Origin of the sequence: Sphingobium jiangsuense, from assembly GCF_014196495.1 — a bacterium.
In the GTDB taxonomy this organism is placed as follows: domain Bacteria; phylum Pseudomonadota; class Alphaproteobacteria; order Sphingomonadales; family Sphingomonadaceae; genus Sphingobium; species Sphingobium jiangsuense.
The window spans coordinates 1-22,012 of the sequence record NZ_JACIDT010000026.1; the positions used below are offsets into that span (position 1 = coordinate 1).

Annotated in this window: 18 protein-coding genes and 1 pseudogene; 13 read left to right on the forward strand and 6 right to left on the reverse strand. The window is 67.0% G+C overall.

The features are described 5' to 3' along the window. From GGR43_RS23625 to gloB, 8 genes and pseudogenes are all read left to right on the forward strand, one after another. Positions 1 to 156: pseudogene (locus GGR43_RS23625) on the forward strand (electron transfer flavoprotein subunit alpha/FixB family protein); the annotation flags it as partial. A 477-nt stretch (positions 157 to 633) separates the two neighbouring features. After that, on the forward strand, positions 634 to 2,037 hold the full coding sequence (locus GGR43_RS21075; RefSeq protein WP_188073787.1) for a glycosyl transferase family protein: 1,404 nt from the start codon (positions 634 to 636) through the stop codon (positions 2,035 to 2,037). Further along, entirely contained in the window at positions 2,021 to 3,217 is a 1,197-nt protein-coding gene (locus tag GGR43_RS23420) for a hypothetical protein (RefSeq protein ID WP_223177555.1), read from the forward strand. Before GGR43_RS21075 ends, GGR43_RS23420 begins: the two co-directional genes overlap by 17 nt. 74 nt (positions 3,218 to 3,291) lie before the next feature. After that, entirely contained in the window at positions 3,292 to 4,206 is a 915-nt protein-coding gene (locus GGR43_RS21085) for a sulfite exporter TauE/SafE family protein (RefSeq protein WP_188073788.1), read from the forward strand. Next, entirely contained in the window at positions 4,206 to 4,973 is a 768-nt protein-coding gene (locus GGR43_RS21090; RefSeq protein ID WP_188073789.1) for a TIGR02186 family protein, read from the forward strand. Before GGR43_RS21085 ends, GGR43_RS21090 begins: the two co-directional genes overlap by 1 nt. A 282-nt stretch (positions 4,974 to 5,255) precedes the next feature. Continuing rightward, positions 5,256 to 6,842: an ATP-binding protein gene (locus tag GGR43_RS21095; RefSeq protein ID WP_246343966.1), complete on the forward strand. Its 1,587-nt coding sequence runs from the start codon at positions 5,256 to 5,258 to the stop codon at positions 6,840 to 6,842. Between the two features lie 61 nt (positions 6,843 to 6,903). After that, complete coding sequence (locus tag GGR43_RS21100) at positions 6,904 to 7,338, forward strand: VOC family protein (protein ID WP_188073791.1); 435 nt, start codon at positions 6,904 to 6,906, stop codon at positions 7,336 to 7,338. Position 7,339: 1 nt separating this feature from the next. Continuing rightward, positions 7,340 to 8,065, forward strand: coding sequence for a hydroxyacylglutathione hydrolase (gene gloB / locus GGR43_RS21105; RefSeq protein WP_188073792.1), 726 nt, complete (start codon positions 7,340 to 7,342; stop codon positions 8,063 to 8,065). 3 nt (positions 8,066 to 8,068) lie between these two features. Here gloB and pepN read toward each other — a convergent pair whose 3' ends face one another. From pepN to GGR43_RS21120, 3 genes are all read right to left on the reverse strand, one after another. Beyond that, the gene (gene pepN, locus GGR43_RS21110) at positions 8,069 to 10,687 is read right to left on the reverse strand and encodes an aminopeptidase N (protein WP_188073793.1); all 2,619 of its coding nucleotides are present in this window, start codon (positions 10,685 to 10,687) and stop codon (positions 8,069 to 8,071) included. A 224-nt stretch (positions 10,688 to 10,911) separates the two neighbouring features. Beyond that, the gene (locus tag GGR43_RS21115; RefSeq protein WP_188073794.1) at positions 10,912 to 11,925 is read right to left on the reverse strand and encodes an inorganic phosphate transporter; all 1,014 of its coding nucleotides are present in this window, start codon (positions 11,923 to 11,925) and stop codon (positions 10,912 to 10,914) included. 15 nt (positions 11,926 to 11,940) lie between these two features. After that, positions 11,941 to 13,086, reverse strand: coding sequence for a DUF47 family protein (locus tag GGR43_RS21120; RefSeq protein ID WP_188073795.1), 1,146 nt, complete (start codon positions 13,084 to 13,086; stop codon positions 11,941 to 11,943). A gap of 180 nt (positions 13,087 to 13,266) precedes the next feature. Here GGR43_RS21120 and GGR43_RS21125 point away from each other — a divergent pair, with 180 nt between their 5' ends. Further along, complete coding sequence (locus GGR43_RS21125) at positions 13,267 to 14,100, forward strand: p-hydroxycinnamoyl CoA hydratase/lyase (protein WP_188073796.1); 834 nt, start codon at positions 13,267 to 13,269, stop codon at positions 14,098 to 14,100. Between the two features lie 89 nt (positions 14,101 to 14,189). Here GGR43_RS21125 and GGR43_RS21130 read toward each other — a convergent pair whose 3' ends face one another. The 3 genes from GGR43_RS21130 to GGR43_RS21140 form a co-directional block, all read right to left on the reverse strand. Beyond that, positions 14,190 to 15,023: an undecaprenyl-diphosphate phosphatase gene (locus tag GGR43_RS21130; protein WP_188073797.1), complete on the reverse strand. Its 834-nt coding sequence runs from the start codon at positions 15,021 to 15,023 to the stop codon at positions 14,190 to 14,192. 314 nt (positions 15,024 to 15,337) lie between these two features. Then, on the reverse strand, positions 15,338 to 17,467 hold the full coding sequence (locus GGR43_RS21135) for an acetate--CoA ligase family protein (RefSeq protein WP_188073798.1): 2,130 nt from the start codon (positions 17,465 to 17,467) through the stop codon (positions 15,338 to 15,340). Positions 17,468 to 17,577: 110 nt separating this feature from the next. Further along, positions 17,578 to 18,009 (reverse strand): MarR family winged helix-turn-helix transcriptional regulator, encoded by a 432-nt coding sequence (locus GGR43_RS21140; RefSeq protein WP_246343964.1) that lies wholly within the window; start codon positions 18,007 to 18,009, stop codon positions 17,578 to 17,580. A gap of 156 nt (positions 18,010 to 18,165) precedes the next feature. On the opposite strand from GGR43_RS21140, the gene GGR43_RS21145 reads away from it, so the two are divergent. The 4 genes from GGR43_RS21145 to GGR43_RS21160 all read left to right on the forward strand — a co-directional run bounded on the left by GGR43_RS21145 (position 18,166) and on the right by GGR43_RS21160 (position 22,009). Beyond that, complete coding sequence (locus tag GGR43_RS21145) at positions 18,166 to 19,584, forward strand: aldehyde dehydrogenase family protein (protein ID WP_188073799.1); 1,419 nt, start codon at positions 18,166 to 18,168, stop codon at positions 19,582 to 19,584. A 134-nt stretch (positions 19,585 to 19,718) separates the two neighbouring features. After that, positions 19,719 to 20,846 (forward strand): cobalamin-independent methionine synthase II family protein, encoded by a 1,128-nt coding sequence (locus tag GGR43_RS21150; protein ID WP_188073800.1) that lies wholly within the window; start codon positions 19,719 to 19,721, stop codon positions 20,844 to 20,846. Further along, a complete protein-coding gene (locus tag GGR43_RS21155; RefSeq protein WP_284278214.1) occupies positions 20,843 to 21,232 on the forward strand; it encodes a nuclear transport factor 2 family protein in 390 nt (129 codons plus the stop codon). Before GGR43_RS21150 ends, GGR43_RS21155 begins: the two co-directional genes overlap by 4 nt. Positions 21,233 to 21,241: 9 nt before the next feature. Beyond that, positions 21,242 to 22,009, forward strand: coding sequence for an IclR family transcriptional regulator (locus GGR43_RS21160; RefSeq protein WP_188073802.1), 768 nt, complete (start codon positions 21,242 to 21,244; stop codon positions 22,007 to 22,009). The last annotated feature ends 3 nt before the right edge of the window (positions 22,010 to 22,012 follow it).

A 22,012-nucleotide genomic window follows, 5' to 3' on the forward strand; every position in this document is an offset into this window, starting at 1 on the left:
ATCTCCGGCGCGATCCAGCATCTTGCCGGCATGAAGGACAGCAAGACCATCATCGCCATCAACAAGGACGAGGACGCCCCCATCTTCCAGGTCGCCGACATCGGCCTCGTCGCAGACCTCTACAAGGCCGTGCCAGAGCTGACCGACAAGCTTTGAGGCAAGGCGGCATCTCATAGAAGAAGGCCCCGGTGCGCAGCATGCGCGCCGGGGCTTTTTTTCTTGACGACCATAGCCATTACTAATGGGTCCGGGTTTGTAAGCGACTACTTCCCCCCTGTTCGGGCTCAGCTTGTCGAAGCCTCGCCTTCCCTTGGGCCAAGAGAAAACAGCCCTTTGACAGGCTCAGGTTGCACCGTCCGGCTTTGGTCGGCCGCAGCTATCCCCGGCAATCCATGCCCTGTCGGAAAAACATTCCCAGCCCGCGCCGCCGGTAAAATTCCGCCAAAATGGATAATGTTTCATCCATATCGGCAGGAATGGGCTGGCCGATCCCGATCCTGCGCCCTATCACCACGATGAGGCGATTCGACGCGATATCAGGGCCATGCCATCCATGCCGGACCAGTTTCGGCGATTGAGGGCAGGCCGATCGCGGCGGACCTGTCGTCTCATGGGGGCATGATCTTGGACTGGATGACGGCAGCACTCACCGCTTTCGCGGCGGTGGAGCATGAAATCATGATGTTCGCTCTCGTCGGCCTGTTGATCGGCGGCCTCGACGATTTCCTGATGGATATGCTGTTCATCGGCCGCGCCGTCTGGCGGGGGCTGACCGTCTACACCCGCTATCCGCGCATGACCGCCGCCACCCTGCCGCCGCCGGAACGCCCCGGCCCGCTCGCGCTGTTCATCCCCGCCTGGCAGGAATCCGGCGTGATCGGCGCGATGCTGCGCCATTGCCTGCGCAGCTGGCGGGCGGAGGACATAATGCTGTTCGTCGGCACCTATCCCAACGATCCCGACACGATCCGCGCCGTTGCCGCCGTCGCGCGGGAGGACGCGCGCATCCGCCTCGTCGTGCTGCCGCATGACGGCGGCACCACCAAGGCCGATTGCCTGAACCATCTCTGGCCCGCGCTGCTGCGCGAGGAAGAGCGGACAGGGCGGCGATTCAAGGGCGTGATCCTGCACGATGCGGAAGATGTCGTGCATCCGGACGAGATCCGGCTGTTCGACCGGATGATCGAGCGGTTCGACATGGTGCAGTTGCCGGTGCGCCCGCTGCTCTCGCCCCGCTCGCGCTGGATCGCCGGGCACTACGCGGACGAGTTCGCGGAAGCCCATGGACGGACGCTGGTGCTGCGCGAGGCGATCGGCGCGGCGGTGCCCTCGGCGGGGGTGGGCTGCTGCTTCGACCGCGACCGTCTGGAACGGATCGCGCGCGACCGGGGCGGCATGCCGTTCGACCCCGCCTCGCTCACCGAGGATTATGAGATCGGCCTGCACATTCGCGAGCAGGGCGGGCGCACCGTGTTCGTCACCATGCTGGACGCGAAGGGCGGCCTCATCTGCACGCAGGAGCATTTTCCCGAAACCATGGATGATGCCGTCAAGCAGAAGGCACGCTGGTTCGTCGGCATCGCGCTCGCCGGGTGGGACAGGCTGGGCTGGCACGGATCGCTGCGGGAAAGATGGATGCGGCTGCACGACCGCCGCGCCGCGCTCGCTGCGCTGGTCATCTTGGCCGCCTATCTGGCCATTCCCGCCCATGCCGCCGTGCTGCTGCTCCGCCATATCGGCCTGCTGCCGCCTCCGGTGCCTTCCCCGCTGGTCGCGCTGGGGTTTCAGGTCACGCTGGCGCTGATGGGGTGGCGGCTGGCGAGCCGGGCCTTCTGGTCCGCCCGCGCCTATGGCTGGCCGCAGGGGCTGCTGGCCATCCCTCGCACCCTGGTCGCCAATTACATCATGATGAGGGCGATGCTGCATGCGATGCGCCGCTATGTCGGACAGTTGAAGGGCGGCGGCATCCTCTGGGAGAAGACCCGCCACATATTCCCGACGCTCCACCCGCCGGAAGCCCATGCCGCCAGCCTGTGACGGCGCGGCGGGGCAGGAAGCCGCCCTGCGCAACAGCCGCCCCCTGCGATTTCTGGCGATGGTGCTGCTGCTATGGGCGGGGATGCGGATCGCGCTTGTGGGCGGCCTGGCGGGCAGCGCGACGGAGGAAGAGGCGCCTGCCCGCAAAGCCGGCTCGACCGCGCCGCGCCCTGCGCGCCCGGCCCTGATCGCGCGGATGCAGCGGCGGCAGGCGCAGGGCGCCGGGACGCCGGCACTGGCGGCGATGCTGCCGGGCATCGGGCCGAGTGGCGGGCCGGGATCGGGCGCAAGGCTCGCGGGAAGGCCAGGCGCAGGCACGGCATCGGTTCCCGTCGCTTTCGCCGCGCGCCATCCGGCCTTGCCGAAGATGCCGGGCGCCGTCTCGCCTTCCATCCTGCCGCCGACGCCTGTCCGTTCCCCCGCGCCGGTCCAGCCCCCTGCCGCCACATTCGGGGAAGCCGGGCCGGGCGACGCCGCGCCGCCCGCCACCCTTCCGCCGGTGCCGCCATGGCCCGCCGATACGGAGGGCGGCCCGCGCAAATGGATCGGCTCCGCCTGGCTGCTCTGGCGGGAAAAGGCTGCTTCCGCCGGACTGGGAAGCGGCGGCCAGCTCGGCGGCGCGCAGGCGGGCATCCGGGTGGACCGGCTGCTCGGCGGCGGAAACGGACCCGCGCCGCTGTCGCTCTACGGCCGCCTGTCCGGCGCCCTGCGCACGCCCGTCGCGCCGGAAGCCGCGCTCGGCATCGCCGCCCGGCCCCTCGCCGGCCGGGTTCCGCTGTCGATCGGGCTGGAACGGCGCATCGCGCTCGACAGGGAGGCGCGCAACGCCTTTGCCGCGATCCTCGCCACCGGCCTCAACCCCACCCGGCTGGGCGGCAGCGTGACGGCGGAAGGCTATATGCAGACGGGCCTTGTCGGCCTGTCGCGCACGGACGCATTCGTCGACGGTCGCCTGTCCCTCACCGCCGCGCTCGACGGCGGAGAGAGGACGGGCGCGGGCCTCGGCCTGTCGGGCGGGGCGCAGCCGGGCGTGTCCCGGCTCGACATCGGCCCGGTGGTGCAGCTGCGCCGCCCGCTGGGCATGGCGGGCACGCGCGTCCTGCTCGAATGGCGCCAGCGCATCGCGGGCGGGGCCGCACCCGGCTCCGGCCCGGCAATCACCCTCGCCAGCGATTTCTGACCTGCGCGATCATCCGCCGCGCGGCCTGCGCCAAAAGGGTTCCGCCCGGACGTTTTGGCCTCTATGACCAGAGCATGGACCTGTACCTGCCCATCGCCAATCTGCCGGTCAACACCGTCTTCATCATCGGCCTTGGCGGGCTGGTCGGCCTGCTGTCCGGCATGTTCGGGGTGGGCGGCGGCTTCCTGACGACGCCGCTGCTGATCCTCTACGGCATCCCGCCGACGGTAGCCGCCGCTTCGGCCGCGACGCAGGTGACGGGCACCAGCGTCTCGGGCGTGATCAGCCATTTGTCGCGCAACACCATCGATGTGCGCATGGGCGTGGTGATGGTCGTAGGCGGCACCATCGGCGCGGTGATCGGCGCGGGCCTGTTCAGCCTGCTCCAGTCGATCGGCCAGATGGATACGGTCATCAGCCTGCTCTACGTGCTGATGCTCGGCTCGATCGGGGCGATGATGGCGTGGGAGTCGGGGCAGGCGCTCATCCGCATGAAGACCGGCGCCCGCCCGCCCGCCCGCAAGCGCCGCCACCATCCGCTGGTGGCGAGCCTGCCGATGCGCTGGCGCTTCTACAAATCGGGCCTCTATATCTCGCCGCTCGCCCCGCTGCTGCTCGGCATGGTGACGGGCATCATGACGATGCTGCTGGGCGTGGGCGGCGGCTTCATCCTCGTGCCCGCGATGCTCTATCTGCTCGGCATGACGACGCAGGTGGTGGTCGGCACCTCGCTGTTTCAGGTGCTGTTCGTCACCATGGCGGCGACGCTGGTGCACAGCCTCACCACCAAGGCGGTGGATTTCGTGCTGGCGCTGCTGCTGCTGATCGGCAGCGTCACCGGCGCGCAGATCGGCACGCGCATATCGCGCCGGATGCAGCCTGAATATCTGCGCGTCATCCTCGCCGCCATCGTGCTGGTGGTGGCGATCCGCATGGCGCTGGGGCTGGGCTGGCGGCCCGACGAGATCTACACGCTGGAAGTGCGCTGATGCCCGCTCGCGCTCTCCGGCTTGCCTGCCTTCCGGCCTTCGCGCTGATGCTCGGCGGCGCGAGCGCGCCCCATCTGGTGCCCGACGTGTCGCAGCGGCAGATCGACATCCAGTACAGCTTCAAGGGCGCGGAGCTGCTGCTGTTCGGCGCCATCGCCTATCCCGACGGCCGGCCGCCGGACAAGCCCGCCGACATCGTCGTCGTGCTGAAGGGCCCCGAACGCCCGATCCGCATCCGCGAGAAGCAGAAGGTGGCGGGCATCTGGGTCAATGCCGACAGCATGCAGTTCCAGTCGGTGCCCAGCTTCTACGCCATCGCCAGCTCCCGCCCGATCGAGCAGATCACCGACGAGCGCACCACCGCCATCTATGAGCTGAGCATCACCAACATCCAGCTGTCGCCCACCTCCTTTTCCGATACGGCGGAGATCGCGCGGTTCGAACGGGGACTGATCGACCTGCAACAGCGGGAGGGCCTGTTCGTCCAGCGGCCGGGCACGGTGGAGATCACCGACGGCCTGCTCTATCGCGTGCGCCTGCCGCTGTCGGCGCGGGTGGTGGTGGGCGACTATACAGCCGAAACCTTCCTCATCCAGGACGGACGCGTGGTGGCGGCGGCGGTGCGCGACATACAGGTCCGCAAATCCGGTTTCGAACGGTTCGTCGCGCTCGCCGCGGAACGCTGGCCGCTGCCCTACGGCCTTGCCGCAACCGCCATGGCGGTGCTGATGGGGCTGCTCGCGGGATGGGTCGGCCGCCGCGTCTAGAGCATTTTCAAGTCAGGCGGACCCACCTGACGACTCGGAAAATGCGGAAGCGAAAGATACTCAGAGCATGATCCGCTTCAGTTGAAGCGGATCATGCTCTGACGCGCGAAAGCGGCCTTTCAAGCTCTTCTTTACCTTATGCGCCTAAGACGGGCGGGTATTTCAGGGGCAAGGAGTGGGCTTACCATGAACGACATGACCGGGAGCTTTTCCCTCACGGCATCGCAACGTCTTGACGAAGCATCCTTTATCGACCGGCAGGTCGCCGCCACCATTCCGGCGATGGGGGTCATTTTCCAGATTTCGGGCCGAAGCTCCCAGGTGCTGATTCCCCTCGACAGCATCGATGCGCTGAGCCGTCACCCCGATCCGTGCATCGCCATGGCGGGACAGGTCGGCAGCCAGGTCAAGATCTGCATGGGAACGCGCTGGACGATTGCCAGCGTCCGCTCGCTGATCCTCGACCGGCGCGACTCCACCCGGCTGGTCGCCGACATCGACTTCCTCGGCGAAGGGGACGAGGAATTCGGCACCGGCAACATCATCAACTTCCGGCGCGGCGTGACGCGCTATCCCGCGCCGGGCACCGAGATATTCCCGGTGTCGAGCGAGGATATGAGCCAGATCTACGCCGCCAACGGCGACTCCCATGTGCAGATCGGCACCATCTTCCCCACCGCCGAGACCCGCGCCACGCTGGATGTCGATGCGCTGCTGGGCAAGCATTTCGCGCTGCTGGGATCGACCGGCACCGGCAAGTCGACCTCCGCCGCGCTGATCCTCCACCGCATCTGCGACATGTCGCCCAAGGGGCATATCGTGATGATCGACCCGCACGGCGAATATAGCGCGGCCTTTTCTTCCAACGGCGCGGTCTACGACACGACGAACCTCGCCCTGCCCTATTGGCTGATGAATTTCGAGGAGCATTGCGAGGTGCTGCTGACCTCGCACGGCAAGGATCGCGACATCGACCGCGACATTCTGGCCAAATGCCTGTTCGCCGCGCGGGCGAAGAACCGCATGGCCGAGGGGATGACGCGCCTGACCGTCGATTCGCCGGTGCCCTATCTGCTGTCGGACCTGACGACCATCATCTCCAACGAAATGGGCAAGCTGGAAAAGGGCACCAATTCCCTGCCCTATATGCGCCTCAAGACGCGGATCGACGAGCTGAAGTCCGACCCCCGCTACAGCTTCATGTTCTCCGGCATGCTGGTGGCCGATTCGATGCAGGCGTTCATCGCCAAGATCTTCCGCCTGCCCGCCTCCGGCCGGCCGATCTCGATCATAGACACCTCGGCCATGCCTTCGGAAATCACCTCGGTCGTGGTGTCGGTGCTCTCGCGCCTGATCTTCGACTATGCGATCTGGGCGCGGGGCGAGCCGAAGCGGCCGATCCTGCTCGTCTGCGAGGAGGCGCACCGCTACATCCCCAGCGACCGCAGCAGCGCGGGCCAGTCGGTGCGCAAGATATTGGAGCGCATCGCCAAGGAAGGGCGCAAATATGGGGTGTCGCTGGGCCTCATCACCCAGCGCCCGTCCGATCTCGCCGAAGGCGTGCTGTCGCAATGCGGCACGATCATCTCGATGCGCCTCAACAACGACCGCGACCAGAATTTCGTGAAAGCGGCGATGCCGGAAGGCGCGCGCGGCTTCCTCGATTCGATCCCGGCGCTGCGCAACCGCGAATGCATCATCTGCGGCGAGGGCGTTTCCGTGCCGATCCGCGTCGCGCTCGACGATCTGGAGGAAGGCCGCCGCCCGGCCTCCGCCGACCCCAGCTTCTCCCGCCTGTGGCAGGAGGAAGGCGGCGAGGAAGATATATTGGGCCGGACCATATCCCGCTGGCGCAATCAGGGAAGATAGACCCGCCCTGGAAGCCGTGGAAGTGTGGCGAGACGGCGCCCGCCATGATATAGGGCGGGGCATGCTGAAATATCTTCATACGATGATCCGCGTCAGCGATCCTGACGCCACCCTCCGGTTCTTCGGGCTGCTCGGCCTCAGGGAGGTGAAGCGCTATGAGAGCGAGACGGGGCGCTTCACCCTCATCTATCTGGCCGCGCCGGGCGACGAGGACGCGCAGGTGGAACTCACCTATAACTGGCCACCGGAGGACGGCAGCCCGGCCGAGGAGTATAAGGGCGGCCGCAATTTCGGCCATATCGCCTATCGCGTCGACAATATCTACGAAACCTGCCAGCGGCTGATGGACGCCGGCGTCACCATCAACCGCCCGCCGCGTGACGGGCATATGGCGTTCGTCCGCACGCCGGACGGCATCTCGGTCGAGCTGTTGCAGGACGGCCAGCTGGAACCGGCCGAGCCCTGGGCGTCGATGCCCAATGTCGGGGAATGGTGAGATGGGACTGGACGTCGCCTGCGTGCCAGTGCTGTCCGACAATTATGTCTGGCTGCTGCATGACGGGGACAGCGGCGAGACGGTCGCCATCGACCCTTCCGTGGCCGAGCCGGTGCTGGAGGCCGCCGCTGCGCGCGGCTGGACGATCGGCCAGATCTGGAACACCCACTGGCACGGCGACCACACCGGCGGCAATGCCGGGATCAAGGCGGCGACCGGCTGCACCGTGACCGGCCCCGCCGCCGAGCGGGCGAAGATCCCGACGCTGGACGTGGCGGTGGGCGAAGGCGACAGCGCGCGCATCGGCGCCCATGCCGCGCAGGTGTGGGAGGTTCCCGCCCACACCGCCGGACATATCGCCTATCATCTGCCCGATGCCGGGATCATCTTCGTCGGCGACACGCTGTTCGCCATGGGCTGCGGCCGCCTGTTCGAGGGAACGGCGGAGCAGATGTTCGCGAACATGCGGCGCCTCGCCATGCTGGACGGCGAGACACGGGCCTATTGCGCGCATGAATATACCCTCTCCAACGGCCGTTTCGCGCAGGCGATGGAGCCGGACAATGAAGACATCGCCCGGCGCATGGACGAGGTGCAGGCGCTGCGCGAGCAGGGTGTGCCGACCGTGCCCACGACCATCGCGCAGGAGCGGGCGACCAATCCCTTCATGCGCGCGGACAGCGCAGCGGAACTGGCGCGGCTGCGCGCGGCCAAGGACACCTTCTGACCTTTAATCCGCTAAACTTTTGCTCGCCTGCTCCATCACGTCGCGCGACAGCTTGGGCTGGGCGACGATCCGTTCCAGCTCCGCGCGCATCCTCCCGCCGCGCTCGACGTCGAAGCGGCGCCAGCGGCCGAGCGGCGGCACCATGCGCGCCGCCGTCTGCGGGTTGATCGGGTCGAGCGCCAGGATGAGGTCCGCCAGCAGGCGATAGCCCTCGCCCGCCCCGCCGCTGTGGAATGCCCACTGGTTCGCCGCGAACGCGCCGTAGAGCGAGCGGACGCGATTGGGGTTGGTCAGCGTGAAATCGCTGTGCCGGCCCAGTGCCCGCACGATTTCCACCGTATCCGGGTGGCAGGCCAGCGCCTGCGTCTGGAACCATTTGTCGAGCACCAGCGCATTGCCGTGATAGCGGTCGTAAAAGGCCGCCAGCGCGCGCTCCCGCTCCGCACTCATGCCGTTGGCCAGCACGCCGAGCGCGCCCTGCCGTTCGGTCATGTTGTGCGCCCCGTCGAACTGGGCGAAGGCGAGCGCGGCGGCATCCTCCGCGCCGCTCGCCGCGATATAGGAAAGGACGACGTTGCGCAGCTTGCGCGCGCCCTTGTCGCCCGCCTCCAGCGAGAAGGCGGGCCGCGCCGTCCGCTGGTGCAGGTCGCGCCACAGCGGTTCCAGCGCGGCGCCGATCGCCTGCTGCATCGCCTCGCGCGCGTCATGGATGCCCTGCGGATCGACGACCAGCATCTGGTCGCCGATATAGGCCTCGCTCGGCAGGCGGATCGCCTCGGCGACGAAGGCGTCGTCCAGCGACGGGTCGGTCGCGCTGGTGCGGATCGCCTCGATCACCGCCCCGGTTTCCAGCTCGCCGGAGGCGACGCCCTCGGTCAGCGCATTGACCATCAGTTGCTGCATCGCCTCATAGCGGGCGAACGGATCGTCGTCATGGGCGGAAAGGAACGCCAGTTCGTCCTGCGTGCGCGGCGCATCGACGATCACCGGCGCGGAAAAACCGCGATTGATCGACAGCACCGGCGCGCTGGTCATGCCCTCGAAGGTGAAGCTCTGCTCCGCCCCGGTCAGCATCAGCAGCCGCTCCTCCCGCCGCTGGCCGGACTGGCGATCGAACAAGGCGGTGCGCAGCGGCAGCACCATCGGCTTCTTGTTCGCCTGCCCCGGCGTGTCGGGAATGCTCTGGCTGAGCGTCAGCGTGACGCGGCGATGCTCGGGATCGTGGATCATCGTCGCGGCGACGCGCGGCGTGCCCGCCTGCGAATACCAGAGGCGGAACTGGGTGAGGTCCACCCCGCCGCCTTCCTCCATCGCGCGGACGAAATCCTCGCAGGTGACGGCCTGCCCGTCATGGCGCGCGAAATAGAGGTCGGTGCCCTTGCGGAAGCCCTCCGGCCCCAGGATCTGCGCCATCATGCGGATCACCTCCGCGCCCTTGTTATAGACGGTCGCGGTGTAGAAATTGCTGATTTCCATATAGCTTTCGGGCCGCACCGGATGGGCGAGCGGGCCCGCATCCTCCGGAAACTGCCCGGCGCGCAGCAAGCGCACATCCTCGATCCGCTTCACCGGCTCGCTGCCCATGTCGGCGGAGAAGCACTGATCGCGGTAAACGGTCAGCCCTTCCTTGAGCGACAGCTGGAACCAGTCGCGGCAGGTGACGCGGTTGCCCGACCAGTTGTGGAAATATTCATGGGCGACCACACCCTCCACCGCATCATAATCGAGATCGGTCGCGGTATCGGGATCGACCAATATGTAGCGGCTGTTAAATATATTCAGCCCCTTATTCTCCATCGCGCCGAAGTTGAAATCGGATACGGCGACGATGTTGAACACGTCGAGATCATATTCGCGGCCATAGACGCGCTCGTCCCACGCCATGCTGTTCCTGAGCGCGGCCATCGCATGTCGGGTCGCGGGCAGGTCCTCCTCCCGCACCCAGATGCCGAGCCTTACCTCGCGCCCGCTCATCGTCGTGAAGCTGTCCGCATTGCAGGCAAGGTCGCCCGCGACCAGCGCGAAGAGATAGCAGGGCTTGGGGAAGGGGTCGTTCCATTGCGCCCAGTGGCGGCCCTCCCCGGCCTCGCCGTTCGCCACCGGATCGCCGTTCGACAGCAGCACCGGGTAGAGCGTCTTGTCGGCCTCCATCCGCACCGCATAACGGCTCAATATGTCGGGCCGGTCGGGGAAGAAGGTGATGCGGCGAAAGCCTTCCGCCTCGCATTGGGTGCAGAGCAGGCCGCCGCTGGCATAGAGGCCCATCAACTGGCTGTTGCGCGCGGGCGCGATCGCCACCCTGGTTTCAACCACATGCTTCGCGCCGTCGAGCGGCAGGATCAGGCGGCCGCCTTCCGGCGCAACCTCCACCGGGTCGCCATCGACGCTGGCGAAGAGCAGGTCCAGCTCCTCCCCGTCGAGCACCAGCGGCCGGTCATGATCGCCATTGCGCTCGACATAGAGCCGCGCGGTGACTTCGGTCCGTTCGGCGTCGAGACGGAAATCGAGCGCGATTTCAGGGACCAGCCAGTCGGGCGCCTTGTAATCCTCGCGGCGGATGACGGGAGGGGTAGCGGGAACGGTGCCGGTCTCGGCGTCGGGCAGGATGTGCGCATCGATCATAATGCCCGGTTCTACGCCGCCCGATGCGGCGGCACAATCTCGAACCGGCGATTCCGGTCTGTCACATGATACAGGATGCGGGAATTATGTAGCATGCGCAACAAAAGCCCACCGTCCTCTCACGTCGTGCCAGCGCAGGCTGGCATCTCAGGAGGCGATGCGCGACATGGCCTGAGACCCCAGCCTGCGCCGGGTGATGGGCTGGCCCGACATCAACCAAAGAATCAGAACAGCCGCGTCAATAGATAGAAGAGCGCGCCCACGATGGCGGAGGCGGGGATGGTGATGACCCAGGCCGACACCACACTCTGCGCGACGCCCCAGCGCACGGCGGAGGCGCGCCGCGCCGTGCCCGCGCCGATCACGCAGCCGGTGATGGTGTGGGTGGTCGATACCGGAATGCCCATCAGCGACGCGGTGAACACCACCGCCGATCCGCCCAGCGAGGCGCTGAACCCCTGATGCTGCGACAATTTGGTGATGCGCGATCCCATCGTCTCGATGATCTTCCACCCGCCGGTCAGCGTGCCGAGCGCGATCGCGACATAGCAGGCGATGGCGACCCAGTGCGGCACCTCGAACTCGCCGCTCAGATAGCCGGTCGAATAGAGCAGCACGGTGATGATGCCCATCGTCTTCTGCGCGTCGTTGAGGCCGTGGGAGAGCGAATAGGCGGCGGAGGAGGCGAGATGCAGATAGCGGAAGCCCGTATCAGCGCCCCGTGCCGACGCATCGCGGCACAGCCAGCTCGTCACCAGCATGATGAGCATCGACAGCATCATGCCCAGCGTCGGCGACAGCACGATCGCGATCAGCGTCTTGTTGAGGCCGCTCCATTCGATGCCGCTGATCCCCGCATGGGCGACGCCCGCACCGATCAGCCCGCCGACCAGCGCATGGCTGGACGAGGACGGGATGCCCTTCAGCCAGGTGACGACGTTCCAGAACATCGCGCCGATCAGCGCGCCGAAGATGACGGCGGGCGTCACCAGTTCCTTGTCGATCAGCCCCGCGCCGATGGTTTCGGCCACCTTGTGCAGCGCCGGAAAGAACAGCGTGAGGAAATAGGCGGCGAAGTTGAAGAAGGCGGCGAACACCACCGCCTGCACCGGGCGCAGCAGCCGCGTCGCCACCACCGTCGCGATGCTGTTGGCGGCGTCGTGCAGCCCGTTGAGATAATCGAACGCCAGCGCGACGAGGATCAGCGCGGCCAGCAGCGGAAGGGCAAGGTCATGCATCGGGCCGGCGCGCGCTCAGGCGTGATCGATCACGATGCCGTCGATCGCGTTGGCGACGTCTTCCATCGCATCGACGATCCGTTCGAGATGCTTGAATATCTCGTTGCGCACGATGAACCCCATCGGGTCGGCAACCCCCTGTTCCTGAAACGCCTTCTTCACCCCGGCGGCGTGGATGGCGTCGGCATGGCCTTCCATCCGCACCATGCGCTCGGTCAGCTCGTGCAGCCGCTTGGCGTTGCGCGCGACGTCGCGCAGCAGCGGCATCGCCTCGGCCAGCACGCGGGTGCTGTCGACCACGATCGCCGCCATGTCGCGCATTTCCTGCCCGAAATCGGTGAAGTCGTAGAGGTCGATCGCGTTGACCGCCGCCTGCATCTCGTCGATCGCATCGTCCATCGATCCGATCAGGCTGATGATCGCGCCCCGGTCGAACGGGGTCAGGAAGGTGCGGCGCACCAGGTGCAGCACCTCGCGGATAATTTCGTCCGCGTCGCTTTCCCGCTCCTGCACCTCGCGGATATGATCGGCGCGGTTGTCGCCGTCGTGCAGCAGGCGCGTGAGGGCATCGGCCCCCGCGCCCACGGTCTGCACATGCGATTCGAACAGATCGAAGAAATTGCCCTGCTTGGGTAAAAGTCGCTGAAACCAGCCGAACATCCTGTTTATCCCCGATTTTTGCGCGACCGCACCGATAAGCGTCTGGCGCCCCGCCGCAGCCTTGAATTCCGACGCGGCGAAGGAGCGGATGAGATCGCGCAGGTCCGGCTCCTCCACCGCCTCGGCGGCTTCCTTCAGCCCGAACCAGCGCCGCTCGCGCTCGTCCCGTTCCTTCCAGTCGGCCAGCTCGCGATTGACGGCGAGGGGAAACACCTCCACGTCCACCATCAGCGACGCGCCGTTGCCGCGCCGCTTGCGATAGCGATAGGAACCGAGCGGCGTCGGGCATATCGCGCCCACGACCCCGGCTTCCTCCTCCGCCTCGGCCGCCGCGCTCTGGTGCGGCAGCAGGCCCTTGCCGGGGTTGCCCTTCGGGATCACCCAGCGTTTCGTCTCGCGCGAGGTGACCAGCAGAATCCGTATCGGCGCATCGAGCGCGTCGCTCTCCGCGCGATAGGGCAGGGCCGCTATCTGCCTGATCGGTTTGATCCCCAATGCCATGACGCCGCCCCCTTGTGACAGATTTATGACAGATGCAACCGTTAAGGCGCATTCCCGCCGCCGGGATGCGATTCTTCGCTTGCGCGGCGCGCGGCTTCGATTATTGTACACCAAGGATACAATTCCTGGGACAGCGGAGCGCCGCCGCCCTGCCCCTCAACCCTTTCAATGGAGTGGATCATGGAAGAACAAGACGTCGTTTCCGTTCATGTCGAGGACGGCATCGCCTGGGTGAATTTCGCGCGCCCCGAAAAGCGCAACGCGATGAGCCCGACGCTCAACCGCCGCATGATGGACGTTCTGGACGAGCTGGAGTTCCGCGAGGATGTCGGCGTGCTGGTGCTGGGCGGCGAAGGCACCGCCTGGTCGGCGGGCATGGACCTCAAGGAATATTTCCGCGAAACCGAGGCGCAGGGCCTGCGCGGCGTGCGCAAGTCGCAGCGCGAAAGCTATGGCTGGTTCCGCCGCCTGCGCTGGTTCCAGAAGCCGACCATCGCGATGGTCAACGGCTGGTGCTTCGGCGGCGGCTTCGGCCCTCTGTTCGCCTGCGACCTCGCGATCAGCGCCGATGAAGCGAAGTACGGCCTGTCCGAGATCAACTGGGGCATATTGCCCGGCGGCGGCGTGACCAAGGTGGTGGTCGACCTGCTGCCGATGCGCGACGCGATGTGGCTGACGCTGACCGGCGACCTGATCGACGGCAAGCAGGCCGCCGCGATGCGCCTCGTCAATGAAAGCGTGCCGCTCGACCGGCTGAAGGAGCGCACCACCGAGGTCGCGAAGATGCTGCTGGAAAAGAACCCGGTCACCCTCAAATTCGCGAAGGACGCGGTGCGCCGGGTCGGCCTGATGACCTATGACGAGGCCGAGGATTATCTGGTCCGCATGCAGGAAGCCTGCAATTTCCACGACAAGACCGACGGCCGCAAGGAAGGCATCCGCCAGTTCATCGACGAGAAAAGCTACAAGCCCGGCCTCGGCGCTTACGACAAGAGCAAGGCGCAGCCGCGCTGACCACCCGTCCGGCCGGAACCGGAAAGGGGGCGCCCACCGCTTTGGGGGCGCCCCTTTTTTTGTAGCCGGCCTTATAAAATCCGATCGCGTCAGAGCGGCGAAAGCTGCCCGGCCCAGAGCAGCGCGATGATGCCCAGCCCCATGGCGATGCGGTAGAGGACGAAGGGCAGATAGGTGCGGGTCGCGACCAGCCTCAGGAAGAAGACGATCACCGCATAGCCGACGACGAAGGCGATCAGCGTCGCCAGCGCGGTCTGCCCCGGCCCGACGACATTCTCCTGCCCGATGCTCTTGAACAGCTGGTAGAAGCCGGAGCCGAACACCGCGGGCACCGCCAGCAGGAAGGAATAGCGCGCGGCGGCCTCGCGCGTATAGCCCATCAGCAGCCCCGCGCTGATCGTCCCGCCGGAGCGCGACACGCCGGGGATCAGCGCCATCGCCTGCGCGAAGCCGAAGAGGATGCCGTCGCGCCAGGTCAGCCGGGCGAGCGGCAGGCGCTTGGAGCCGACGCGATCGGCGACGCCGAGGATGATGCCGAACAGCACCAGCGCGCTCGCCGTGATATAGAGGTTGCGCAGCCCGTGCTCGATCTGGTCCTTGAACAGCAGGCCCAGCACGACGATGGGGATCGATCCGACGATGATCAGCCACCCCATGCGCGCATGGTCGGCGTCATGGGTGGTGCGCAGCACGTTCTGGCGCAGCCATGCCTCGGCGATGCGGCGGATGTCGGACCAGAAATAGACCAGCACAGCCGCCTCTGTGCCGATCTGGGTGATCGCGGTAAAGGTCGCCCCCGGATCGGCCGCCGAGGGAAGGAATTCCCCGGCGATGCGAAGATGCGCGCTGGACGAGATGGGCAGGAATTCGGTCAGCCCCTGAATCAGGCCGAGGATTGCGGCATCGAGCCAACTGATAGTCACGCGGTCGGCATCCTTCGACAATGGAGTAACGGCGGCGGGCGTCCTTTTTGCAGCGCAACAGGCGGAATGCAATGGGCGCCTGCGATAAAATGAAGCGCTGCCCGCCCTTCCGCGATGGGCCGCGCCGGGCGGCAGCGCCGCAGCGAAAAACGCGCCGCATCGGGGGATGCGGCGCGTTTTTTAGTGGGCGCTATAGTGGGAGCCGCCCTTGCTTCCAGTCCGTCACCCCAGCGCAGGCTGGGGCCTCAGGCCATGTCGCGCGCCGCCTCCCAAGATGCCAGCCTGCGCTGGCATGACGAGATTCTCCCACTTTCTCAGCAGGAAATCAGCGCGTCCAGCGCCACCGCGCCCTGTCCCTTCGGCATCACCAGCACCGGGTTCAGGTCCACCTCGCGGATCGAGGGGGTGCCGCGCACTACCCGGCCCAGCGCCTCGACGATCGCCGCCAGCGCATCGAGATCGCACGGCGCGGCGCCGCGGAAGCCGGTGAGCAGCGGCGCCATGCGCAGCTTGCGCACCTCGGCGATGATGTCCTCGCGCGACAGGTCGGGCGGCAGCAGCGCCACGTCCTTCAGCAACTCGGCGGTCACGCCGCCGAAGCCGACCAGCACCACCGGCCCCCATTCCGGGTCCACGCGCGCGCCGACGATCATCTCCACGCCCTTGGGCGCCATCTTCTCGACCAGCACGCCGTCGAGCACGAGGCCGGGGCGATGCTGCGCGATATTGGCGGCCAGCCGGTCCCATGCCGCATCGAGCGCGGCCTCGTCGGCGATGTTGATGATCACCCCGCCCGCGTCGCTCTTGTGGCTCAGAAGCGGCGACTGCGCCTTCAGCACGACCGGATAGCCGAGCTCCGCCGCGATCCCGCGCGCGCCCGCGATATCGGTCGCCATCCTGCACGGCGAGAAGCTGACGCCATGGGCGGCGAGCAGTTCCTTCGACCGATATTCGGGAATGACTTCCCCGGCCGCGCCGCCGCCGACATCGACCGCCGCCTTGTCCGTCACGCCAGTGGAGCGGCGCGAGGCGTCGGCGAAGCGGGACAGCGCCTGCAACACGCGCTCCGGCGTCGGAAAATAGGGGACGCCGAGCTTGCGCAGCCGGGCGACGTCCTCTTCGCGCACGCCGCCGCCTTCGTCCACACCCGCGACGATGATCGGCTTGGTCGCCGGATTTTCCTCCAGGGCACCGGCCACCGCGCTGAACTTGATGCCCGACGTGCTGAAATCGGTCTGGATCAGCGGCACGAAGATGGTCGCGACGCGATCGTCGGCGTTGAGCGCGTTCAGCGTGCGCGAATAAATGCCCGGATCGACCAGCCCCTGCGCGGTCACGTCGAGCGGATTGGTGACGGGCACGAAGGGCGGCAGCGCCTCGCGCAGCGCCGGGCTGTCCTCGTCGCTCAGCTTGGGCAGCGTGATGCCCAGCTTTTCCGCGCGGTCCAGCACCATCGCCTTGAGCGCGCCCGATTCTGAAACGACCGCTACATTATCGACCGGCAGGGTCGGGCAACGCAGCGCGATTTCCGCGATGTCGCCCAGTTCCTCCAGCCCCTCGGCCAGGATCACGCCCGCGCGTTCGACCAGCGTGCGCATCACGTCATGGTCGCCCGCCATCGCGCCGGTATGGGTGGCGGCGCTTTCGCGGCCCGCCTCGCTGCTGCCGGGGTGGAGCAGCACGATCTGCTTGCCGCGCGCCATCGCCTTGGCCGCCGCCGCGAGGAACGCCTGCGGCTTGCGGAAATGCTCGACGATCATCGCGATCACGGCGGTTTGCGGATCGTCGGAGAGATAGTCGATATAATCCTCGACCCCGCTCGCCGCCTCGTTGCCGGTGGAGATGTAGCAGGACAGCGGCACCTCGCGCGCGATCATCGTCGTCGCGACCACGGCCGCCATCGCGCCCGATTGCGACACGACGCCGATGCGGCGGTCGCCCTGCGCCTTCGCCTCCGGCAGCTCGATGAAGGTCAGCGGCACCTTGTCGACGAAATTGACGAGGCCGAGGCAGTTCGGCCCCTCGATCACCATCCCCGCCTCGCGGGCGATGCGAGCGATTTCCTGCTGCTGGGCCATGCCCTCGGCGCCGCCCTCGGCGAAACCGGCGGAGAAGATCACCGCCGCGCCGCACCCGCGCGGGGCGAGCGAGCGCACCGCGTCCAGCACGCCCGCCTGCGGGATGGCGAGAATCGCGACGTCGATCCCGGCGGGCAGATCATCGACCGAGCGCACGCAGGGCCGGTCGCCGATGCTGTCGCGCTTCGCGTTGACGAGGTGGATATCCCCGTCGAAACCGGCGCGCACCAGATTCGCCAGCACCGAGGCGCCCAGCGATCCGGGCCGGTCGGACGCGCCGAGAATGGCGATGCTGCGCGGCTTCATCAGACGGTTGATCGCGGACCGGGCCAAAGCCTGCCCCGCGCCGGACGTATCTCCCTGCATGGTTTCTCCTAATGCACGCGCCGCCCGGAGGGACGGCCTCTCGCGAACTTTGTATCATTGGGATACAAATTGCGCAATCGGCCTTATAAACCTTGCGGAGAAAGCCGCCGCTATTCGACGCCCGTCCGCGCCTTGGCCAGCAGCGCGATCAGCATCTCCCCTTCCTCCGGGGTCAGCGCGGCCTGCATCTTCGCGTCCGCGCGCTTCAGCGCGGCGAAGAACTCGTCCACCATCCTCTCGCCCTCGGCGGTCAGTTGCAGCGCATTGGCGCGCAGGTCGGCCCCCGCCTCGCGCTTCACGAAGCCGCGCCCTTCCAGATAATTGACCAGCTTCATCGCGCTGGAGCGGTTGACGCTCAGCACCTCGCCCAGCGCGGTCTGGGTGCAGCCCTGATTGGCGCGGATCAGCAGCAGCGCGGTGACGCGGGCGGGCGAGATGTCATGGCGGGCCAGCGCCTCGCGCGCCAGCGACTGCGCCGCCAGCTGAAACATCTGGAGCTGGTATCCCAGCAGGCTGGACAGTTCTTTTCCTTCTTTCATCATCCCCCCAGGCACCTTGCCTGCACTGTATGCTTGGCGTACAAATAAAATCAATCCGGGATGGTTCCCTGATGAAGGTCGGCCCGATGGACGTCAATATCGCCGATGGAACTAACCGTAACGTCTGTTATGATTGTGCCGATTCGAAGGAGAGAGACAGTGACAGCCCAATTCAAACTGCTGATCGATGGCGAGCTGGTGGACGGCGTATCGACATTCGATGTCGTCAACCCCGCGACCGAGGAAGCGTTCGCCCAATGCCCGAAGGCCGACGAGGCGCTGCTGAACCGCGCCGTCGCCGCCGCCAAGGCCGCCTTCCCCGCATGGGCGGCGAAAAGCTTCGACGAGCGCGCGGGCTATATCAACCGCCTCGCCGATGCGCTCGAATCGCGCGTCGACGAATTCGCCCGCCTGCTCACCAGCGAACAGGGCAAGCCGCTCGACCAGGCCGCCTATGAGATCATGGGCAGCGTGTTCGTGCTGCGCGCCTTCGCCAATATGCGCGTTGCCGAAAAGACGCTGCGCGACGAGAACGGCAACACCGTGATCGAGCACCGCACGCCGCTGGGCGTCTGCGCGTCGATCACGCCGTGGAATTTCCCGGTCGTGCTACTGATGAACAAGCTCGGCCCCTGCCTGATCGCGGGCAACACCATGGTCGCCAAGCCCGCGCCGACCACCCCGCTCACCACGCTGCTGTTCGGCGAGCTGGCGCAGGGCATCCTGCCCGCGGGCGTGCTCAACGTGGTATGCGACCAGAATGAGCTGGGTCCGCTGATCACCGGCCACCCGGATATCGCCAAGGTCGCGTTCACCGGCTCCACCGGCACCGGCAAGAAGGTGATGGCGTCGGCGGCCGAGGGCGTGAAGCGCGTCACGCTGGAGCTGGGCGGCAATGACGCCGCGATCGTGCTGGACGACGTGCCCGCCGCGCTTGCCGCGCAGAAGGTCTACAACGGCGCGATGACCAATGCCGGGCAGATCTGCGTCGCGGTGAAGCGCGCCTTCGTGCCTGAAGCCATGTATGACGAATTCTGCGACGAGATCGCGAAGCTCGCCAGCGCAGCGGTGGTGGACGACGGGGCCAAGCAGGGCTCGACCATCGGCCCGGTCCAGAACAGGATGCAGTATGAAAAGGTCAAGTCGCTGCTGGAGGACGCCAAGGCGCGCGGCACGATCGTCGCGGGCGGCGAACTGCCCGACCGCCCCGGCTATTTCATCCCGCCGACCATCGTCCGCGACCTCGACGACGATGCGCCGCTGGTGAAGGAAGAGCAGTTCGGCCCGGTGCTGCCCGTGCTCAAGTACAAGGATATCGAGGAAGTGATCGCCCGCGCCAACGCGTCGGAATATGGCCTCGGCGGCACCGTCTGGGGCAAGGACCTCGCCCGCGCGATGGAGGTGGCGAAGCAGATCGACACCGGCACCGTCTGGGTGAACCAGCATCTCGCCATCGATCCCAACATCCCGTTCCGGGGCGCCAAGCAGTCCGGCATCGGCGGGGAACTGGGCGAGGCAGGCCTCAACGAATATACGCAGGCCCATATCGTCAACGCGGTTTCGCTCGAAACCGCCTGAACGCGGCGGTTTGCCGTCCAGGGAAAAGGCCGTCCCGCTCGCCGGGGCGGCTTTTTCACGAATGTGATATATACATATTCGTGACTTGATGCCATGTGTTGCACGGGCGAAACGCTCTGGAAGGGGATTTATTCATGACCATCGCCACCACCCATGTCGGCAGCCTGCCGCGCGGCGAGAAGCTGACGCCGCTGCTGCTGGCCCGCGACCATGGCGAGGCCTATGACGCGGCGGAATTCGACCGCGTGGTGCAGGAGGCGGTGGACGACGCCGTCGCCCGTCAGGTCGAGGCCGGCGTCACCATCGTCAGCGACGGCGAACTCGGCAAGGTCGGCTATTCCACCTACATGATCGAGCGGCTGTCCGGCTTCGGCGGCCATACCGACCGCCAGCCCGCCGCCGATCTCGCCCCGCTGCCCGACCTGCGCAAGAAGCTCGCCGCGATCATGGGCAGCCAGGAATTCACCCGCGCCTCGTGCATCGGCCCGGTGAAGCTGGTGACGCTGGAGCCGCTGCACGACGACATCCGCCGCTTCCGCGCCGCGCTCGATAAAAACGGCAAGGGGGTGCGCGCGTTCATGAACTCGGCCTCGCCGGGGCTCATCACCGCCTTCCAGGTGAACCGCCATTATCCCAGCCATGAGGCCTATCTCGCCGATATCGTCGATGCGATGCGCGAGGAATATGAAACCATCGTCAATGCGGGCTTCGACCTGCAACTCGATTGCCCCGACCTCGCCATGTCGCGCCACACCGGTTATCAGGACCAGAGCGAGGAGGAATTCCTGCGCACCGCCGCCGCCAATGTCGAGGCATTGAACGCCGCCACCGCCAACATCCCGGCGGAGAGGATGCGCATGCACATCTGCTGGGGCAATTATGAAGGGCCGCACGATCACGATATTCCGCTCGAACGGGTGATCGACATCGTGCTCCGCGCCCGTCCCGCGACCGTGCTGTTCGAGGCCGCCAATCCCCGGCACGAGCATGAATGGAAGGTCTGGCGCGACGCGAAGCTGCCCGACACGAAGATCCTCGCCCCCGGCCTGATCGACACCTGCTCCAACTATGTCGAGCATCCCGAACTGATCGCCCAGCGCATCGAGCGCTTCGCCGGGATCGTCGGCAAGGACCGGGTGATCGCCAGCACCGATTGCGGCTTCGGCACCTTCGCGGGCTATGGCAAGATCGACCCGGCGGTGACGTGGAAGAAGCTGGCCGCGCTGCGCGAGGGCGCGGATATTGCGGAGGCGCGGCTGTGACGCTGGAGGAGCGGCTGCTGATCGAGCAGCAATGCGCCCGGCTGGTGGCGCTCTACGCCAATCTCAACGACGCCGCGCGCTGGGAAGAGGTCGCCGCGCTCTATGCGGAGGATGGCCGCATGGCCCGCCCGACCGCGCCCGACGACTGGATCGAGGGGCGCGAGGCGATCCTCGCCGCCTTCACTGCCCGTCCGCCGCGCACCACGCGCCATTTCTGCTCCAACATCGTGATCGACGTGCTGAGCGAGGACGAAGCCGTCGGCGAATCGGCGATGCTGCTGTTCACCGTCGATAACGCGTCGAAGGCCGGGTCCTTCCACGACCGCTTCGTGCGGACCGGCGAGGGCTGGCGCTTCGCCGAGCGCCGGGGCAGCCTGACCTTCTGAGGGGGCGGCATGAACGGACCCACGCCCGGCAGCGCGCCCCCGACGGTCAAGTCCGCGATGCGGACGCTCGACATCATCGAATATGTCGTCGCCCATCCATCGGGCGTGATCGCGCAGGATATAGCGGGCGCGCTGACCATCCCGGTCAGCAGCCTGTCCTATCTGCTCGGCACGCTGGTCGAGCGGGGCTATCTGAAGCGCGACGGCCGCCGCTACCTGCCCGGCCCCGGCCTCGACCGGCTGCGCGCCGCGCCGCAGGAACGCACGCTGGCCGAGCGGGTGGAGCCGCTGGTCCGCTCGCTGCGCGCGCGCCTCAACGAAACCGTGTCCTTCTTCATCCAGACCGGGTGGGAGATGGAGGCGCTGGTCACCGAAACGGCGGAACAGTCGCTGCGTTATTCGATCGCGGTGGGCACCCGCACGCCGATGCACTGCCTCGCGGCGGGCAAGGCGATGCTGGCGGCGCTGACCGATGCGGAGATCGACGCCTATTTCGCGACCAGCACGCGGGACAGCTTCACCCCGCAGACCCGGTTCGACGAGGCCGCGCTGCGCGCCGAGATCGCGGCGACGCGCCGCACCGGCATCGCCCATACGAACGAGGAATATACGCCGGGCATTCACGGCATCGGCAAGGCGCTGGTGGTCGACGGCCAGCCGATCGGCGCCTTCGCCGCCGCCATTCCGGTGCCGCGCCTGACGCCGGAACTGGAGGAACGCACCGTCGCCCTGCTGAGCGAGACAGTGGCGCTGTTCGGCGCCGCGCAGGGCGGCTGAACA

Coding starts and splice junctions, on each gene's coding strand:
- GGR43_RS21120 (WP_188073795.1), bottom strand. CDS start 13,086: ATGGCATTGGGGATCAAACCGATCAGGCAGATAGCGGCCCTGCCCTAT.
- GGR43_RS21100 (WP_188073791.1), top strand. CDS start 6,904: ATGCTGAAATATCTTCATACGATGATCCGCGTCAGCGATCCTGACGCC.
- GGR43_RS21085 (WP_188073788.1), top strand. CDS start 3,292: ATGGACCTGTACCTGCCCATCGCCAATCTGCCGGTCAACACCGTCTTC.
- GGR43_RS21160 (WP_188073802.1), top strand. CDS start 21,242: ATGAACGGACCCACGCCCGGCAGCGCGCCCCCGACGGTCAAGTCCGCG.
- GGR43_RS23420 (WP_223177555.1), top strand. CDS start 2,021: ATGCCGCCAGCCTGTGACGGCGCGGCGGGGCAGGAAGCCGCCCTGCGC.
- GGR43_RS21075 (WP_188073787.1), top strand. CDS start 634: ATGACGGCAGCACTCACCGCTTTCGCGGCGGTGGAGCATGAAATCATG.
- GGR43_RS21115 (WP_188073794.1), bottom strand. CDS start 11,925: ATGCATGACCTTGCCCTTCCGCTGCTGGCCGCGCTGATCCTCGTCGCG.
- GGR43_RS21125 (WP_188073796.1), top strand. CDS start 13,267: ATGGAAGAACAAGACGTCGTTTCCGTTCATGTCGAGGACGGCATCGCC.
- gloB (WP_188073792.1), top strand. CDS start 7,340: ATGGGACTGGACGTCGCCTGCGTGCCAGTGCTGTCCGACAATTATGTC.
- GGR43_RS21095 (WP_246343966.1), top strand. CDS start 5,256: ATGGGGGTCATTTTCCAGATTTCGGGCCGAAGCTCCCAGGTGCTGATT.
- GGR43_RS21140 (WP_246343964.1), bottom strand. CDS start 18,009: ATGATGAAAGAAGGAAAAGAACTGTCCAGCCTGCTGGGATACCAGCTC.
- GGR43_RS21090 (WP_188073789.1), top strand. CDS start 4,206: ATGCCCGCTCGCGCTCTCCGGCTTGCCTGCCTTCCGGCCTTCGCGCTG.
- GGR43_RS21150 (WP_188073800.1), top strand. CDS start 19,719: ATGACCATCGCCACCACCCATGTCGGCAGCCTGCCGCGCGGCGAGAAG.
- GGR43_RS21135 (WP_188073798.1), bottom strand. CDS start 17,467: ATGCAGGGAGATACGTCCGGCGCGGGGCAGGCTTTGGCCCGGTCCGCG.
- pepN (WP_188073793.1), bottom strand. CDS start 10,687: ATGATCGATGCGCACATCCTGCCCGACGCCGAGACCGGCACCGTTCCC.